The sequence below is a fragment of the Streptomyces sp. NPDC050422 genome, assembly GCF_044458665.1.
GTDB lineage: Bacteria > Actinomycetota > Actinomycetes > Streptomycetales > Streptomycetaceae > Streptomyces.
On sequence record NZ_JBITIE010000011.1, the window covers coordinates 290,308 to 306,337 of the forward strand.

The 16,030-nt window shown below is 68.3% G+C and carries 12 protein-coding genes; 10 read left to right on the top strand and 2 right to left on the bottom strand.

Going from position 1 to position 16,030, the window contains the following annotated elements; translation table 11 throughout:
* Positions 1-3: 3 nt before the first annotated feature.
* A complete protein-coding gene (locus ACIBJG_RS19695) occupies positions 4-750 on the bottom strand; it encodes a DNA-methyltransferase (protein ID WP_399308799.1) in 747 nt (248 codons plus the stop codon).
* Between the two features lie 578 nt (positions 751-1,328).
* On the opposite strand from ACIBJG_RS19695, the gene ACIBJG_RS19700 reads away from it, so the two are divergent.
* The 5 genes from ACIBJG_RS19700 (at position 1,329) to ACIBJG_RS19720 (ending at position 9,518) form a co-directional block, all read left to right on the top strand.
* On the top strand, positions 1,329-2,474 hold the full coding sequence (locus ACIBJG_RS19700; protein ID WP_399308801.1) for a C40 family peptidase: 1,146 nt from the start codon (positions 1,329-1,331) through the stop codon (positions 2,472-2,474).
* Between the two features lie 222 nt (positions 2,475-2,696).
* Positions 2,697-3,446 carry a TnsA-like heteromeric transposase endonuclease subunit gene (locus ACIBJG_RS19705; protein WP_399308802.1) on the top strand — a complete coding sequence of 250 codons (750 nt, stop codon included), beginning with the start codon at positions 2,697-2,699 and terminating at the stop codon, positions 3,444-3,446.
* Positions 3,443-5,488, top strand: coding sequence for a helix-turn-helix domain-containing protein (locus ACIBJG_RS19710; RefSeq protein ID WP_399308804.1), 2,046 nt, complete (start codon positions 3,443-3,445; stop codon positions 5,486-5,488). Before ACIBJG_RS19705 ends, ACIBJG_RS19710 begins: the two co-directional genes overlap by 4 nt.
* Positions 5,485-6,573 (top strand): TniB family NTP-binding protein, encoded by a 1,089-nt coding sequence (locus ACIBJG_RS19715; RefSeq protein ID WP_399308806.1) that lies wholly within the window; start codon positions 5,485-5,487, stop codon positions 6,571-6,573. Before ACIBJG_RS19710 ends, ACIBJG_RS19715 begins: the two co-directional genes overlap by 4 nt.
* Entirely contained in the window at positions 6,570-9,518 is a 2,949-nt protein-coding gene (locus tag ACIBJG_RS19720; protein ID WP_399308807.1) for a TniQ family protein, read from the top strand. Before ACIBJG_RS19715 ends, ACIBJG_RS19720 begins: the two co-directional genes overlap by 4 nt.
* 24 nt (positions 9,519-9,542) lie before the next feature.
* Here the strand turns inward: ACIBJG_RS19720 and ACIBJG_RS19725 are convergent, their stop codons facing one another.
* Complete coding sequence (locus ACIBJG_RS19725; RefSeq protein WP_399308809.1) at positions 9,543-10,994, bottom strand: glycosyltransferase family 39 protein; 1,452 nt, start codon at positions 10,992-10,994, stop codon at positions 9,543-9,545.
* Positions 10,995-11,500: 506 nt separating this feature from the next.
* On the opposite strand from ACIBJG_RS19725, the gene ACIBJG_RS19730 reads away from it, so the two are divergent.
* The 5 genes from ACIBJG_RS19730 (at position 11,501) to ACIBJG_RS19750 (ending at position 16,020) form a co-directional block, all read left to right on the top strand.
* Complete coding sequence (locus ACIBJG_RS19730; protein ID WP_399308810.1) at positions 11,501-11,809, top strand: DUF6112 family protein; 309 nt, start codon at positions 11,501-11,503, stop codon at positions 11,807-11,809.
* Entirely contained in the window at positions 11,809-12,498 is a 690-nt protein-coding gene (locus ACIBJG_RS19735; protein WP_399308812.1) for a hypothetical protein, read from the top strand. The genes ACIBJG_RS19730 and ACIBJG_RS19735 overlap by 1 nt, the downstream gene beginning before the upstream one ends.
* A 26-nt stretch (positions 12,499-12,524) precedes the next feature.
* Positions 12,525-13,916 carry an ATP-binding protein gene (locus ACIBJG_RS19740; protein WP_399308814.1) on the top strand — a complete coding sequence of 464 codons (1,392 nt, stop codon included), beginning with the start codon at positions 12,525-12,527 and terminating at the stop codon, positions 13,914-13,916.
* Positions 13,917-14,059: 143 nt separating this feature from the next.
* The gene (locus ACIBJG_RS19745) at positions 14,060-15,532 is read left to right on the top strand and encodes an SCO6880 family protein (RefSeq protein ID WP_399308817.1); all 1,473 of its coding nucleotides are present in this window, start codon (positions 14,060-14,062) and stop codon (positions 15,530-15,532) included.
* A gap of 35 nt (positions 15,533-15,567) precedes the next feature.
* Complete coding sequence (locus ACIBJG_RS19750; RefSeq protein WP_399308819.1) at positions 15,568-16,020, top strand: DUF6238 family protein; 453 nt, start codon at positions 15,568-15,570, stop codon at positions 16,018-16,020.
* Positions 16,021-16,030: the final 10 nt, after the last annotated feature.

A 16,030-nucleotide genomic window follows, 5' to 3' on the forward strand; every position in this document is an offset into this window, starting at 1 on the left:
TGGTCATGCCTCCGGTCCGGCCAGCTTGAAGTCGTCCTTCGTCAGCTCGGCGCGCAACCGCTGTTCGGCGACATCAGCGTAGTGAGAGGACAGCTCGACGCCGATGAAGCAGCGACCCTCGCGCAGGGCCGCAACGCCCGTGGAGCCGCTGCCGGTGAACGGGTCGAGGACGGTGCCGCCTTCGGGGCAGATCTGTACCAGTTGCTGCATGACCTCGACGGGCTTCTGGGTGATGTGGACGCGGCCCTTGCGGGGCTGGGAGGCGATGTAGTGGCCGGGCAGGTAGAGGTCGCGGGTGTTGTCGAGGGATCCTTTGACGCCCCAGATGATGAACTCGGAGTCCTGCTTCGGCCCGCCCTTGCGGGGCCGGCTGGCGGGCTTGATCCACGAGATGGTGCCGCTCCAGGTCCAGCCGGCCATCTGCAGGGCGTCGGTGGTGGTCGGTTCCTGGCGCCAGTCGGTGAAGACCATGGCTACCGCGTGCTCAGTGGAGGCGCGGTACGCCTCTGTGAGCAGTTCGGTGAGCCAGGAGCGGTAGGAGCGCTGGTCGCGGTTCTCTCCGGGGAAGTTGGCAAGGTCGTGGGCCGAGCTGCTGGTGACGTACTTGGCGCGGGCGGTGCGGCCGGTGCGGTCGGAGCTGGTCCGGCCTCCGGAGTTGTATGGGGGGTCGGTGATCACGGCGTTGACGCTCTCGTCGGGGAGGGTCTTGAGCACGGTGAGGGCGTCGCCTCGGTGCAGCGTGTAGCTCATGTGCGGGGCCTCTCTATAGGCGCGGCCGGTGGGATCTGCTCGAAACAGCGCTCAACGGCAGTTGTCTCGGGCGGGGTTGCGCTGGAGGTTAGCCGTGATTCCCGGCCGCGCCCCATGAGGCGAAGCGTGCTCCGAGTCCGATTCCAAGGGCCGTTTGGTGCGGCCGGATTGCCGGTCTACTGTCTCGCCAAGTCACCGGACGAAAGCCTCGCTTACCCCCGCTGACCTGTGCCAATCCGTGCTGTCTCGTCCAACAGGGCGGTGGGGAAGGCGCGTCTTCGCTCTCGTTCCGCATGCTGTGAGGAGGCCGGGTGTACTGCCTGAGATTACGAGCGCGGCCGGCTGCCGCGCGTGACCTGGCACCGGCGTCCGGGAACTACGAACTCCTGTGACCTGGTCCCGCCCAGAGGGGCGGCTTCACATCGGCGTGGTGCCGGCGGCTTTGCACGAGAAGTCGGCACCGCGCCTCCTACGAACACCCGAGGAGCCGCTGCGATGCAGCATGCCCTGGCACCCCCACACCTCAGCCCAACACGGTCGCCCGGCCGGCACCGCCGCCTCGATGAGGAGCGGCGCCGATGAAGGCGACCACCGGAGCCGTCGTCGGTCTTGCCGCCTGCGCACCCTTGCTACTGGCTGTTCCGATCCTCGCCATCGGCGCCGGGACCGCTTCGGCCACCTGCCCGACCGACGGTGCACAATCTGCGGACGCCGCAGCCGTTGCCACTCAGGTGAAGAACATCCTGGACGGCGGCGAGAAGAGCTCAGCCTCCGTTCCGGGACTGGATGATCCAGCTGATCAGGTGCCCAATGCCAAGACGATCCAGGCCACTGGCGTCGCGATGAACATCCCGGCCCGGGGGCAGATCGTGGCCCTGGCGACCGCCCTGCAGGAGAGCGGCCTGCGGAACCTGAACTACGGCGACCGCGATTCGCTGGGGTTGTTCCAGCAGCGGCCGTCGCAGGGCTGGGGCACCGCGAACGAGATTCTCGACCCGGTGCACGCCTCGACCAAGTTCTACGAGGGGCTGAAGAAGGTCTCGGGCTGGCAGTCCCTGTCCATCACCCAGGCCGCACAGGCGGTACAGCGCTCCGGCCTTCCGGATGCATACGCCAAGTGGGAGCCCCTGGCCACCGCCTTGCAGCACGCGATCGAACCCGTGCTGTCGAAAGCTGGCGACGCCTCACCGCGCCCCTCACCGTCCGGCTCGGCCGACCCCGCCCGCACGTCATGGGAAACCGCGGGTAGTTGCGCGGCCAACGGGGAAGCGGCTGATTTCGGTGTCATCCCGCCCGGTTCGGTGCCGACCGGGTACACGGTCCCGGCCAATGCTCCGGCGAAGGTCCAGACGGCGATCCGCTGGGCGCTCGGCCAGCTCGACACGCCGTATCAGTGGGGCGGGAGCTGCACCGCGTCCCACAGCATAGACCCGATGGGCCGGTGCGACTGCTCCTCCCTGATGCAGCAGGCCTACAAGGCTGCCGGGGTCGCCCTGACGCGGACGACGTACGAGCAGGTCAAGGACGGCAAGGCGGTGTCGGTCGGCGCGCTGCGGCCGGGCGACCTCATCTTCACCGTCGGAAAGGCCAAGGCTCCCGAGCACGTCGGCATGGCCATTGGCCAGGGCCTGATCGTCCACGCCCCGCACAGCGGCGACGTGGTCCGCATCACGACCCTCGCGTCGTGGAAGCCGCAGATTCTCGCGGCCCGCCGAGTCATCTGACCGGCGCTTGTAGGTTCCGAATAGAGATGTCGTTTTCCAAGTGACTTGTCATCAACTTGTCGCCCGAATCGTCCGGCTGAGTCTCCACTCGGTACAGCGCCAGCGTCACTCTGGCGGCCCGCGGTCCAGTCTTTCGTTGGGTTTTTCCTCCGTTCCGCTCAGGCTAGCGCTGGTGGCGGCCAGTGTCCTGGTGTCGAAGACACCGGACACGAAGGGGCGACCATGCGGACTGGTACACGCGACGATGCCGCGACAGATAGCCGGACAGTCCGGGCCACATATCGGCGGAGCAACGGGCGGCTCGTCGAGGCCGAGCTCGACCGTGTTCCGGTGGACGACGTCGCCACCGGACTCCCGGTACGCGAGTTCCGCTGGTACCGCGGCCGGAAGCACTACTCGGGCTGGTATCACGCCTCGACAACGGGCCGGATGGTCGCCTACGAGAGCCGCTTGGAACTCGCCCGCATCCTGATCGCTGACTTCGCCAGCGAGATCACGGAGATCGCGGCCCAGCCCTTTCAGCTGGTCGGCCCAGACGGCGCGCGCATCCGCCGTCATGTTCCCGATCTGTTCCTCGTCCATGCCGACGGTCTGGTGACCGTCGTGGACGTCAAAGCCCCCACTCGCATGAAGGATCCCAAGGTGATCGCACAGTTCGACTGGACACGCCAGGTGTGTTCGCGTCGTGGCTGGGTCTATGAGACCTGGTCGGGGGCCGAGCCTGCCGTCGTGGAGAACGTCCGCTTCCTGGCCGGCTACCGGCGTCGCGACCTGGTGGAGACGTCGCTCATCGCGCGTGTACTGGAGGCCGCTGCGGGCCAGGCGACGATCGGCGGTATCGAGGTCGCGATGGCCGGGCAGCGGTGCGAGATCGTCCGTCCGGTCGTCCTGCACTTGGTCTGGTCCGGCCGGCTCGTCGCCGATCTGCGTGCTCCGCTGAACCGTGCGAGCCGGATCCGGGTGGCGGCATGAACGCGTACACGATGCCCCTGTTCGCGGGGGCCCGGCTCTTCTTCGGCGGTGACGTCGTCGAGGTCGTGGAAGTCGAGGGTCTGCAGACGACAGTCCGCAACGAACGGACGGGCGAGTACAGCTCCGTTCCGCTCGGGCGGCTGGCAGCCGGAGCCCGGTCGATCAGCGATCCCGCACCGGCCGCCGCGGACGGGGTCGGCATGCTCCTGGCCACCTTGTCGGCCGGCCAGCGTCAGCGACTGGAGGAACGCTCAGGGCACGTCCGCGAGGTGCTCAGCGGCTACCGGTCCGGGCACCCCGGCAGTGCTCTGCCGACCGAGCCGAGGCCCCCATACGATCCCGATCTCCCGCTGAAGGACCGGACTGCGGCCAAGGCCGCTGAGCTGGGTGTTTCGCCTCGCACCCTTCAGCGCTGGCTGACCGCCTACCGGGAAAGCGGCGAGGCCGGCCTCACCGATGCCCGCGCGGGAAAGACCTCAAGCGTCGATCCCCGGTGGGAAGAAGCAGTACGCCGGGTGATGGCCGAGTCGGTGACCGGCTCGACCCCCACGAGGTCGGCCCTGCTGCTGCGGGCCGAGGAACGGCTGACCGGCGAGTACGGCAAGGACACTGTTCCTGTCCCGTCCCGGAGCACGGCCTACGCCCGGCTCGCCTGGCTGGCCAAGGGCACGAACGCGGTCTCCGGAAGTGCCAAGGCCCGCCGCTCGATCGCCGAGAGGCCGCAGGGCACTTACGGGCGGCTGCGGGCCACCCGGCCCGGTGAGTACGTCGTGCTCGACACCCAGGACCTGGACATCTATGCCATGGAACCGGTGACCTGCCGCTGGGTTCCGCTCCAGCTCACCGTCGCTCAGGACCTGTTCTCGCGTTGCATCGTCGGTCTGCGGGTGACGGCCTGCTCAACGAAGGCGGTGGACGTCGCCGCCGTGCTGTTCGAGGCTATCTGCCCTCCGCTGGAGGACACGGTCCGGCCCGCGCTGGCGCCCTACCACGGGCTGTGGGACGAGGTGGTGTTCGCCGAGGACGGACTCGTGCCGGGCCGCGGGCTGTGTCCGCCGGAAACGCTGGTCATCGACCACGGGCGGGCCTTCATGTCCGCGCACGTGATCGGGGTCTGCACTCGTCTGGGGATGTCCATTCAACCGGCCCAGCCCAAGAAGCCCACGGACAAGCCGACCGTCGAACGCTTCTTCCGCACCCTGCGGGAAGGGTTGATCCAACATCTTCCCGCCTACAAAGGGCCCGACGTCCACAGCCGCGGACAGGCGGTTGAGGACGCCGCGTTCTTCTTCATCCACGAGGTGGAGGAGATCGTCCGTGAGTGGATCACAGAGGTCTACCACCGTCGTGAACACGACGGGCTGGTCATCCCGCAGTGGCCGAAGCTTTCGCTGTCCCCGTTGGAGATGCTGCGCATTGGTCTGGCCCGCGCCGGTCGGCTTCGCATGCCGGCCTCACCGGACCTGGCCTTTCAGTTCCTCGCGGTCAAGCCGCGCACGATCCAGCACTACGGCGTCGAGGTCGATGGCCTGCGTTACAACGGGCCCGTGCTGGACGGCTACCGCAACGCACCGAGCCCCTACGCGGGTTTCGGGCGGCAGTGGCCGATCCACGTCAACCCCGATGACGTGCGGTTCGTCTACTTCCAGGACCCGGCAGACGACTCCTGGCATCCGCTGCTCTGGGAACACGCCCCTGCGCTGACGATGGCCTTCAGCGGAGAGGCCGCCGCCTACGCCCGCCGTCTGGCCGCACGCGAGGGCCGGCACATCGATACCTCGCAGGCACTCGCGGATCTTCTGACCCGCTGGGATCAGGGCATGGTCACCGACCGTCGCGAACGCCGCATGGCAGTACGGCTGTCGGCGGAACGCGGCGCTCTGGCCCTGCCGTTGTTGCCCGAGCAGTCCGGCCCCCTGGCACCTCCGGAACTCAAGTTGGTGCCCGAACTGCCAGCCGGAGACAGCGACGAGGAAGACGAACTATTCGACGCCCCCACGGGTGACGATTTCTACGCCGACGCCTTCGAGGTAATCGAATGAGGCAGCCCAACCTGTTCAGCCTCTCACGCAAGGAAGGCTGGCGCCGCTTCGCCGACGCCCCGCCACGGCAGCGGCCCGAGACACTGACCCGGGCCCAACTGGCCGCGCTGGGCGAGGCCGCTGCCGAGGACTACAACGACTCGCGGCACGACTGGCACGCGAACTTCGGCATCGTGCAGACCCCGCAGCTCGCGGGCATCCACGACGAGCTTGAGCAGATCGTGGCCAGCAACCGGCAGGACGGCGACCGCATCCGTTCCGCCGCCGTGATCGACGCACTGCCGGGCCTGGGCAAGACCACCATCGCCAACCTGTTCGGCCGCGAATTCGACCGCCAGCAGATGCGCCGCCTGTCCACGGTCACCGAGGCCGGACACGAACGCATCCCCGTCTTCCGCGTCGGCCTGACTTCCAACACCACCCTGCGAACCCTGAACCGGATGATCTGCGAGTACTACGGCCACCCGGCCACCGACCGGGCGAACGCGGCAGCCCTGGCCAGTCACGCCCTGGACTGCGTTCTGTCCTGCGAGACCCAGCTCGGCATCATCGACGACATTCACTTCATCGACCTGGACCGCCGCGACGGCCTGGCCGTGTCCAACCACCTCAAGTGGCTCGCCAACGAGCTGCCGGTCACCTTCATCTATGTTGGCGTCGGCCTGGCCGAGCGGCGGTTCTTCGCCGACGGCCTGACCGGCAAGAACGTGGCCCTGGCCCAGACCGCCCGCCGCTGGACCCGGCTCGGTGTCGATCCGTTCCGTCTCGACACCGACGAGGGCCGCCGCCACTGGCGGAGCCTGCTCAAGACCAGCGAACACCGGCTCGTCCTCACAGATCACCGTCCCGGGATGCTCCTGCGCAACGCCGACTACTTCTTCGAACGCACCAGCGGGCACATTGGGTCGTACTTCACTCTCCTCATGCGGGCCTGCTACCGCGCAATCCGCACCGGCACAGAAGCAGTCACCCGTGAAGTGCTCGACGGGGTCCGCCTGGACGAGGCATCCGAACAGGCACGTCAGCAGCTGGCCGCCACCATGGCACACGGAAAGATCACCTCTGCTCTCGGTGATGCCTCGTGACCGAGACGCGAGTACTGCCCCTGCGGATGCGCATCCTTCCCGGCGAGGGTCTGGACAGCTGGCTGGAGACACTGGGCCGCCGCAACGGCCTGACCTTCTCCACGTTCCTGCGCGTCATGGGCCTGCCCCGGCACTACCTCACACGCCCGCTGGTCAGCGACCTGCCCACCACCGTTCTGCGCCAGCTGGAGACCCGCACCGGCCTTCCGGCCGGCCGCCTCGATTCTGCGGTGATCGGCAGCGACTTTCCCTTCGGCCCCCGACGGCAGCGACGATGCCGGTTCTGTCCCCAGTGCCTGGCCGAACGGGAAGGACGATGGCTGCTGAAGTGGTGGCTGCCCTGGACCTTCACCTGCACCACCCACCAATCCCTGCTACACGACACCTGCCCCGGCTGCGGCGAAGGCGCACGCGTCAGGCTCCCCGGACACACCCTCCGGTTCCCGGTGGGAACCTGCACACTCGGCTCCCGCCTCGCGCCGGTCTGCGGCACCGACCTCACCAGCGCCGAGCTCCTGCCATTGGCCTCCAGTCACCCGTTGCTCGCCACCCAGCACCGCATCGACGCACTGCTTGCCGCCCCCTCCACGGCCTACTCCGTCCTGGCCGACCTGAACCAGTGCACCCCATGGCTGATGCACACGATCAACGACACCGACGTCCAGTCGATGGGCCAGGCGGTCCGAGAACGCTGGAACCGCAGGCCGCTGGCCACGCGGACTCCCGCCGACCGGGTCAAGCCGCTCGGCGCCGCGGTCAACGGCGTCATCGCCCACGCGGCTCTGCCTTTCCTCGACCCCCCGAACGACTCCATCGCCGTCCACGTTGTCCATGAACTGCGGACCCGGCGCGACACCCCGAACAAGGTGATCCCCCGCGGCATGACCACCGAACAGTGGTCCCAGCTCTCACCTGGCACACAGCGCCGATTCCTGCACGCCGGCGATCAGATCATGGGCGCCCTGGACCGCGTGCGCTTCTCCTCTTCCACCCCACGCGCCCGCGTCCCCGAACCCGGCGAGGACAGCGCGAACGCACGCATCCGGCACGTCCCGCAGGCTCTCTGGCCCGGCTGGACAGTGCGGCTCATTCCCCGAGAGGGAACGAAGGAGAACCTCTTCCGAGGCATAGCCGCTGCACTCCTGCTCCTGCCCGGGGAACCGGCCCTGCGGGCACGCGCAGTCACCGACCGGCTGGGACCGCACCTGCCGAACGCCATGACCGTCATCTTGCAGCGAGCCCTCAAGTCCGGGCACCCGGACGTGCTCACCGCGCTCTGCAACCTCGCCCACCACCTCGACGACCACGGCAGCCCCATCGACTACGAACGCCGGCGGCGCCTCATCCCCGCGATCCCTATCAGCCCCGACCAGTGGCGCGAACTCTGTTTCCGCACCGGCACCCAGCCCGGTGAACAGCTCAGCGCCAAGACCACCCAGGCTCCCCGTTACCTCAACGCGCAGCGCTACCTCAATCAACTCCTCACCGGCGCCGACCTCACCGACCCACGCCACCCCCTCGTCCTGCGATCGGCACCCGACCGCTCCCGGTACTTCGCCTTCCCGCCCTCCCTGACCCTCGACCAGCGAGACGCCCTCCACCAGCACGCGATCGGCATCCTGCACGACCTGAACATCGACGAGCCCCTGACCTGGGAGCCGCCGCAAGAGTGCGCCGACGGACTCGACCTTCCCGGCCGGCACCTCGATGACATCGACCTGAAAGAAGTACGCCGCATCGTCATCACCGAACAGCGGGCCCCCCGCGAGGCGGCCCGGGAACTGGACACCACCCTCACTCACATCCGATTCGCACTCGAACAGGTTCCCCGCGAGCCCCGCGAGTGGGGCAGGTCATCGAGCCTCGGCTCCTGGCGCCTGCACCAGCAGGCCAGGATGGTTCTCACCACGACCTTCCTGCAACGCGAGTACGTCGACGGCGACAAGTCGCTGGCCCACATCGCTCAGGAAACCGGCATCCCCCGCCACATCGCCGTCGCCCACGCCCGCACCCTCGGGTTCGCCATCCGCCGCACCCGCAAGCCCTTCCCCATCGACGAGACATGGCTCCGCGAGCAATACCTCGGCCACAAGCGCTCAACCCTCGACATCGCCCAAGAACTCGGCACCGAAGACGAGACCGTCCGCCGACGCCTCAAGCACCTGAACGTTCCCCTGCGACCCCCAGGAGTGCACAGCCGCACCATCATGACCAAGATCGACACCAGCCTCCCCCGCGACATCCGGTCCGCCGCCGAAGGCACACTCCACGGCTGGCTCCGCCTCCACCGCTTCCAGATCGCCATGCGCTTCCCGTCTCTCGACAGTGCCGCCCACCACCTGAAGGCCGAACCCAACGCGCTGGTCACACAGTTCCAGCGGCTGGAACGCGACATCGGAGCAAGCCTCTTCGAGAGGGCAGCCTTCGGCCGCCCTCAACAGCCCACGCCGCAGGGCCGACGCCTGCTACGGCATCTCGGAACCGACCGCGTCCAGGCTCTGATGACCGCCTCACTTCCGCACGACGACACCTCAGACCCGCCCGACGACCGCGTCCTGGAAGCAGCCCGTGCCAAGTTCCGGGTTCGCCGCAGCCCCGGCCCGCCCACCCCGTTCAATGACATCGCGGTCGAGCGTGTCCGCATCACCAAGCCAACGCTCGCCCTCCTGCGCGACCTGGTCACCCGCCCACAAAAGGAGTTCTACGGCGCCGAGCTCATCGCACGCACAGGTCTCGATCCAGGAACTGTCTATCCCCAGCTCAAGAGGCTCGAACGAGCAGGATGGCTCACCAGTCGCCTCGAAGACGACAACAACTGGATGAACAGAGCCACCCCGGGTCGCGGCCCCGGCAAGCGCCGCAACTTCTACGCCCTCACCGCTGAGGGCATCCGCGCCGCCCGCCACGAAACCCAACACCGCATCAAGGGCCGAGCGAGTGCATGACACCCTGTGCGTCCATATGACACGTTACGAGCGCCGCTCGTACACCGTCACTCGTCGTCCGAGAACCTGCCGATCTACCACCGCGGTGAAGAACGCCCGCAGCACCGACATCTTCGCCTCGTCCCGCGCCGCCGACACTGGCCGGGCCACATTGGGCGCATCCGTGACCAGCAAGACCCGTTGCTGTGACAAGAGATCGGTTCTTATCTGGTCGGGGCTGGCCTCCAGGCCCTTCAATGTCCCCGATGCCGCAGCGCTCTCGACCAGAGCGATGTCCCGCAGGCCGGCGAAATCGTCGGGTGAGACCAGCGCCGTATCACGTCGTGCTGCCGGTATGAAAAGCACCGCGTCTCCGGCCTTCTTCAAGTGCCTCACGTCCGCCGCTACTGCCAGGACATCATCAACTCGACTCGCCGGAGAGCGCTTTGCTAGCAACTGCGGCAAGAGAGCTAACGCTGCCACCACGACAGCAACCGGGAGGAGCCATGACGACGTCCGCTGGAACCTCTTCCCGAGCGCGGCTACTACCGCACCCAGCGCTGCACCGATCAGCAGAGCTAGACCCAGCATGCTGAACAAGACATAGCGGTCCAAGAACAGCGGTTGAACCAGCGATAGGCCGATCAATCCGATCTGCGGCACCGCCAGCAGCGGCAAGCCGACAGCCGCAACTGACAGCCGGCCCGACTGCGGCCGGTCCGCGAGGGCCCCGATCCCGCCGATCAGCAACAGGACAGCCGGGCCGATCATCATGTGCCACGTCAGCGGAGGAATCCATGACACCTGATCCGACTGGCTCCGGCTGAAAAGAATCAACGGCAGGGCGGCTGCCACCGCGGCCGCCGAAGCGACGGCCCATCGCGTCCATATCCCGCGTTCAGCCTTCGACCAGACCAGAGTTGCCAGGTGCGCGGGAAGAATCAGCAGGGAAAGCCAGTTCAGCAGCGCGCACAGCAAGACAGTGCCTCCATACGCTGTCCATCGACGCCGTCGGTCGCGGCCACGGTCTTCGAGCATGGTCACCAGCAGCAGGGTCGAGATCCCAGCACCCATCGCGATCAGCGCGTACGAACGACCTTCTTGGAGATAGAACTGCACAGCCGGAAGCAGACCGAACGCCAGCCCTGCCGTCAGGCCCACCAACTGGCCGGCCAACCGACGGGCAATGACCGCCACACATGCCGCCGCCAATGACGTGGCCAGCACCGATGGCAGACGCAGGGTCGTGGTACCAGACCCGAAGCATTCGAAAAGCCCGTGCATCAGCAAGTAGTAGAGCCCGTGCACAGCATCGACCTGTCCCAGCATGTGCCAGATATCGGCAACGGGCCGCCGGGCTACTTGCCAGGTGGCGGCTTCGTCCCGCCATAGGGTGTGCTGCCGCGAAAGCCCCCACAGGCCGAGGGCGAAGGTCCAAAGCAGCGGGAGCGCCCAGACGGAGGAACGACGCCATGGCGCGGCTATATGGCAAGTCATGGACTCTCAAACTCATCAAGGTCGCGGTGAAGCCCCCGAGGGCAGCCTCGACCTCACGCCGCAAGCACCGTTCGATGGACAGTTGTGCGTGAGGAAAATATCCCGAGCTACACCGCACCCGCCATCGCCGGAGCTCGCCTCCGCGCCTCTTGGCTGAAACCGCACTCAGCTCACAGTTACTACCTGCGCAGCGAACGCGACAGCCGCGTACAGAATGTCCGCCTTGGTCCCAAGACTCGCTACGCGAACCCTTCACAGCCCACCGGTGGCTGACGCGCCAGAACCACGAACGCCCCCGGCGGTCTCACACCCCAAAGAATCCGACAGTTCGCCCGGACAAATCCTCGACAAGAAGCCTGGACAACACTCAGAAGCCGCAGGTCACGCGGACACCTGACGACAAATTAAATCGGAACCTACAGCGCTCTCCCCTCCCCTCTTCCTCTCCGCACCGCCGCTTCGCCCTCGCGGGCTTTCGCGCGCACTAACTCGAACTGGTGTTTGGAATGTTTCTCGCTGACACGGTAATCCAGCTCGCCTACGATCCCGGCATCACGCCGAGCGACGGAGGGCTGCCCGGCCTCTCCGTTCTCAAGCAGGTGATGGGCTCCCTCAATCTGTTCGGGATCATCACCGCCGTCGGCGCGCTCGCCGCCAGCGCGGCTGTATGGGCCTGGGGCCACCACTCGGGCGGCCACCAGGCCGAAGCCAACGGCAAGAAGGGCGTCATGGTCAGCGCCGGCGCGGCCCTCCTGTTGGGGGCCGCGAACGGTGTGGTCGCGTTCTTCAGCGCGCTGGGGACGCAGGTCCACTGATGCCTGACCGCTCCTCGAACCCCGTCGGCGCATCCCGTGTACGCCGCCGGGCCCTGCTCGGCACTGCCGTCCTGGTAATGCTCGTCGTCATCGTCGGCCTGGCCGCACACCTCACCCGCGATGACATGACGGCCTCCGACACCCCTGCGACACACCGCAGTTCGACAACTGCGCCGTCTCCATCTGCGTCCGCATCCAGGGCGCCCGCGCCGGGTTCAGCCCCGCACGCGCTCGCAGTCCCGCCGAACACCCACAATCCAATCGTGTTCGGGAAGGCAGCCGCGGCAGCGCTGTGGTCCTACGACACCCGTGCGTACTCGCAGACAGAGCTGCTGACTGCGCTGCACGGGTGGCTGACCACGGAGCGCAGGTACGCCGACCGCGCCTCGGTCGACGCGGTCGTTCCCTCGCCCCTGCTGTGGAAGCAGATGGCCGCCAACGGCCAGTTCGCCACCACCACGGTGAACGAGGGGCACTTTCCCGAGGCCTTCTCGCGGGCCCTTCAGGAAGATCCCGGGACGATCACGCAGGTGTACGTCTACGCCGTGACCGTCTCCGGCAAGCAGTCGATCGCCTGGAGGGGCTCGCCCGCCGGCGGTGCGGAGAACCGCGTCACGACCCTCGCGGTCCAGTGCCGCCCCTCCCACCCCTGCGCTCTGGCCGGCGTCATGCCGTCCGTCGCGCCCTGACCCTGAACCCGAAAGGAGGTACCACCATGGGAGTCTGCGACTTTCCGCTGATGGACAAGGTCTGCGGCTCGATCGAGTTCGCGACCAATCCGGCCGGCGCGGTCACCGACGGCATAGGCGCGTGGATCGCGAAGTCGATGGGCGAACTGGCCTCCACCGCTGCTGATCTTGCTGCCAAGGCGGTCAATGGAACCACCGCCATCGACCTGAATGCCGGATGGTTCCGGGACAACTACGAACTGCTGCTGCCCATCGGGCTCGCGTTGACCGTCGGCACGTTCTGCATCCAGTTGATGTCCGCGGCCTGGCGGCGCGACGAACGCGCTCTGGCACAGGCCGCGATCGGCACGATGACCGGCGTCTTGTTCAGCTTCTGCGCCGTTGCCTTCACCTCCGTCGCCATCACCGTCGTTGATGCCCTGTCCGACGGCCTGTTCAAAGCGGCCAACAGCTCCATTGACGACGCGGTCCGGCGCGTGGTCAAGGTCACCGAGCTGGGGGCGATGTACGGCATGGGGTGGGGAGTCCCAGCCATGGTCGCCGTGGGATGCGCCATCGGCGCGTTCATGTACTGGGGCGTGATGGTCGCGCGGAAGGTCGGTGTCCTGATCATGGTCGCCCTCGCCGTGTTCGCCGGGGCAGGCGGCGGCTGGGAAGTCGCCAAGCGGTGGCGGCGTGGCTGGATCGAAGCAACCGCCACCCTGGTCGTCTCGAAGCTCCTGATGACCGTGGTGTTCCTGATCGGTGTCTCGGCGATGGGCAAGTCGGATGCGCACGGCGGGATGGCCGCCCTGTCCGACGCGATGTCCGGCATCGTCGTGATGGTCCTGGTGCTGCTCTGCCCGTACGCGACCTACAAGTTCGTCCACTGGGCCAGCGACGGTGGCGGCCACGACGACCTGCACCGCACAAGCGTGGCCGGCATGGCAGTCGCCGCCGGAGCCGCGAAGACCGCGGGCACCCTCGCCATGCGGGTCGGCACCGGCTCCCCCGCACCGCAGGGCCCCAGCCAGGTACCCGGTGCGGGCAGCGACGGTGTCGCCTCCGGGATCAGTCCAGCCGGCGGCATCCTCAGCAAGGAGGGCATCGACTCCGGGCCGCCCAAGGCCCAGACCACCTTCCGCTACGGCGAGGACCCGAATGCCACCGGCGACAAGGGCCGAGCACTGATTCAGCGCCCCGGCATCCCGCCGCTCATCACCCGGCACAGCGAGGGCGAGGCGGAAAGCTCCGAAGGGGGCGCCCCGGGTGGTCAGTTCGCCGGCGCGTCACCTCCGAGCGGCAGCATGACCCGCACGGGTACCACGCCGCCCGCCAGCCCTGTATCACCGCCGCCGTCCTCCACGGGTTCGTCGGCAACCGGTTCTCCGACCCCGGCAAGCTGGGTGTATCCCAGCCAGCCACCTTCGGTGTCCTGACCGACCACAGCCGGGGGCGGGTTGCACCCGTAGCCCGCCCCCGCATCGCGCACCGTCGATCACCAGAACCGGAGCCCTGCCATGACCTCCAGAAGAGCGCCGCGCGCCCCGCTCGCCGTCCGCTCCCACCGTCTGGAACCACCATGTCCGACAAGCCCCATTCCGAGGCCACCACGGCCGCCGTGAAGTTCCCGCACCGCAGCCGCCGAGGCATCCTGCTCGGCCTCACCGCCCCGCAGCTGATCGTCGTCAGCCTCACCGGCCTTCTCCTGCTCGCCGTAACCCTCACCCGCGGCGTGGCGGGCGCTCTCGAACTCATCCCCCTCTGGGCTGGGATCGCCCTCCTCGTCCTTGTCCGCTACCGAGGGCGTGCCCTGGCCGACTGGGGGCCGATCATCAGCCGGTACGTCCTGCGACGGATGCGGGGCCAGTTGATCTGGCTCACCCGGCCCTCGCGCCGCCCAGTCCGCGAGGGGCTGCTCCACCTGCCCGGCACTGCGGCAAGCCTGCGTGTGGCCACCGCCCCCGACGGCCGGTACGGCGCGGTCCACAACCCCCACACCGGCACCCTGACCGCCGTCGTCAAGGTCTCTTCCCGCGCCTACGCGCTACTCGATCCGGGCACCCAGAACGCCAACGTCAACGGCTGGGGGCGGGCACTGGCCGCGCTTGCCCGGACCGGCCAGGTCGCCCGGATCCAAGTGATCGAGCGCACCGTCCCGGACTCCGGCGACGCACTGCGCCGCTACTGGGAGGAGCACGGCCGGCCCGATGCCCCCGTGGCCGGTGCGATCTACAGCGAACTGATCCAGAGCGCGGGCCCGGCGGCAGCGCCGCACGAGGCGTACGTCGCGGTGTCCCTGGATGCCAAGGCCGCACGACGGCTGATCAATCAGGCCGGCGGTGGACTGACCGGGGCCTTCGGCGTCCTGGCGCAGCTGACCTCGACCTTCGATCAGGCTGCGCGGACCGCCGGGCTCAACCCCGTCGGCTGGCTCACCGCACGGGAGATCGCGGCCGTCGTGCGCACCGCGTACGACCCCAAGGCGCTTGCAGCGCTGGATCGTTGGTCCACGGCTGGTCATCCCGAATCGGAGCCCGCCGCTGCCGGCCCCATCGTGGTCGTCGAGAAGGCGGACCACATCGCGACCGACTCGGCCGTGCACTCGACGTACTGGGTGGAGAACTGGCCCCGCACCGAAACCTCAGCAGGCTTCCTGCACCAGCTCCTGTTCACCGCCGGTGTCCGGCGCACGCTGTCGCTGTCGTACGAGCCGAAGGGACTGGACGCCGCCCTGCGTGACGTCCAGCGGAAGAAGTCCAGCGTGATCGCGGATGTCGCCGAGCGAGCCCGCCGGGGCCAGGTGGACTCCGAGGCGGACTCGATCGAATACCAGGACATCAAGTCCCGTGAGCGCCAGCTCATCGCGGGCCATGCGGACGTGGCCCTGACCGGCTTGCTGACCGTCTCGGCCGACACGGAGGAGGAACTCCGTTCCGCCTGCGCGGTCGTGGAGACCGCAGCGGTCGGTGCCCAGCTCGATCTCCGGCTGCTCACCTGGCAGCAGGCCGAAGCGTTCACCGCCGCCGCCATGCCGCTCGCCCTCGCCGCCTGATGCCGGCCCTCCTCCCTTCCGAAAGAGCACCCCCCATGTCCCGCACCGCCAGCCCGACCGCGCAGGACTTCGTGCCCTTCGCCACCGCCGCGCTCGACTTCCACCGCGCGCTCAACATTCCGGGCGGCCCCCTCGTCACCGCCCGCGCCGAGCTGGACGCCCTGCACGCCCACCTCGTCTCGCTGCACGGTCTGCTCGACGCGCATGCCGCCCGCACCGGTCAGCTCGTTCCTGCCGAGGGTGACCAGCTCCGCTCCGCCCGCACGCGGATCTGGCAGGCCGCCGACCACGTCCACGCCGCCTATCACGCGGCGCCCCAGCCGGACTCCGGCGAGGTGCCCGACCGCGAGGCGTGCCAGGCGGGCCTGCCCGAAGGGGCGCCCGAGCTGACCATCTGCCAGCGCCACCAGCGCACCGCGCACCTTGTGCGCCGCCGCACCACCGCGGTCGACCTGCAGGCGCCGTTCACCGGCCTTGTCCGACGCTGACCCGCCTTCT

Coding starts and splice junctions, on each gene's coding strand:
- ACIBJG_RS19705 (WP_399308802.1), top strand. CDS start 2,697: ATGCGGACTGGTACACGCGACGATGCCGCGACAGATAGCCGGACAGTC.
- ACIBJG_RS19735 (WP_399308812.1), top strand. CDS start 11,809: ATGCCTGACCGCTCCTCGAACCCCGTCGGCGCATCCCGTGTACGCCGC.
- ACIBJG_RS19725 (WP_399308809.1), bottom strand. CDS start 10,994: ATGACTTGCCATATAGCCGCGCCATGGCGTCGTTCCTCCGTCTGGGCG.
- ACIBJG_RS19745 (WP_399308817.1), top strand. CDS start 14,060: ATGTCCGACAAGCCCCATTCCGAGGCCACCACGGCCGCCGTGAAGTTC.
- ACIBJG_RS19700 (WP_399308801.1), top strand. CDS start 1,329: ATGAAGGCGACCACCGGAGCCGTCGTCGGTCTTGCCGCCTGCGCACCC.
- ACIBJG_RS19750 (WP_399308819.1), top strand. CDS start 15,568: ATGTCCCGCACCGCCAGCCCGACCGCGCAGGACTTCGTGCCCTTCGCC.
- ACIBJG_RS19695 (WP_399308799.1), bottom strand. CDS start 750: ATGAGCTACACGCTGCACCGAGGCGACGCCCTCACCGTGCTCAAGACC.
- ACIBJG_RS19715 (WP_399308806.1), top strand. CDS start 5,485: ATGAGGCAGCCCAACCTGTTCAGCCTCTCACGCAAGGAAGGCTGGCGC.
- ACIBJG_RS19730 (WP_399308810.1), top strand. CDS start 11,501: ATGTTTCTCGCTGACACGGTAATCCAGCTCGCCTACGATCCCGGCATC.
- ACIBJG_RS19710 (WP_399308804.1), top strand. CDS start 3,443: ATGAACGCGTACACGATGCCCCTGTTCGCGGGGGCCCGGCTCTTCTTC.
- ACIBJG_RS19740 (WP_399308814.1), top strand. CDS start 12,525: ATGGGAGTCTGCGACTTTCCGCTGATGGACAAGGTCTGCGGCTCGATC.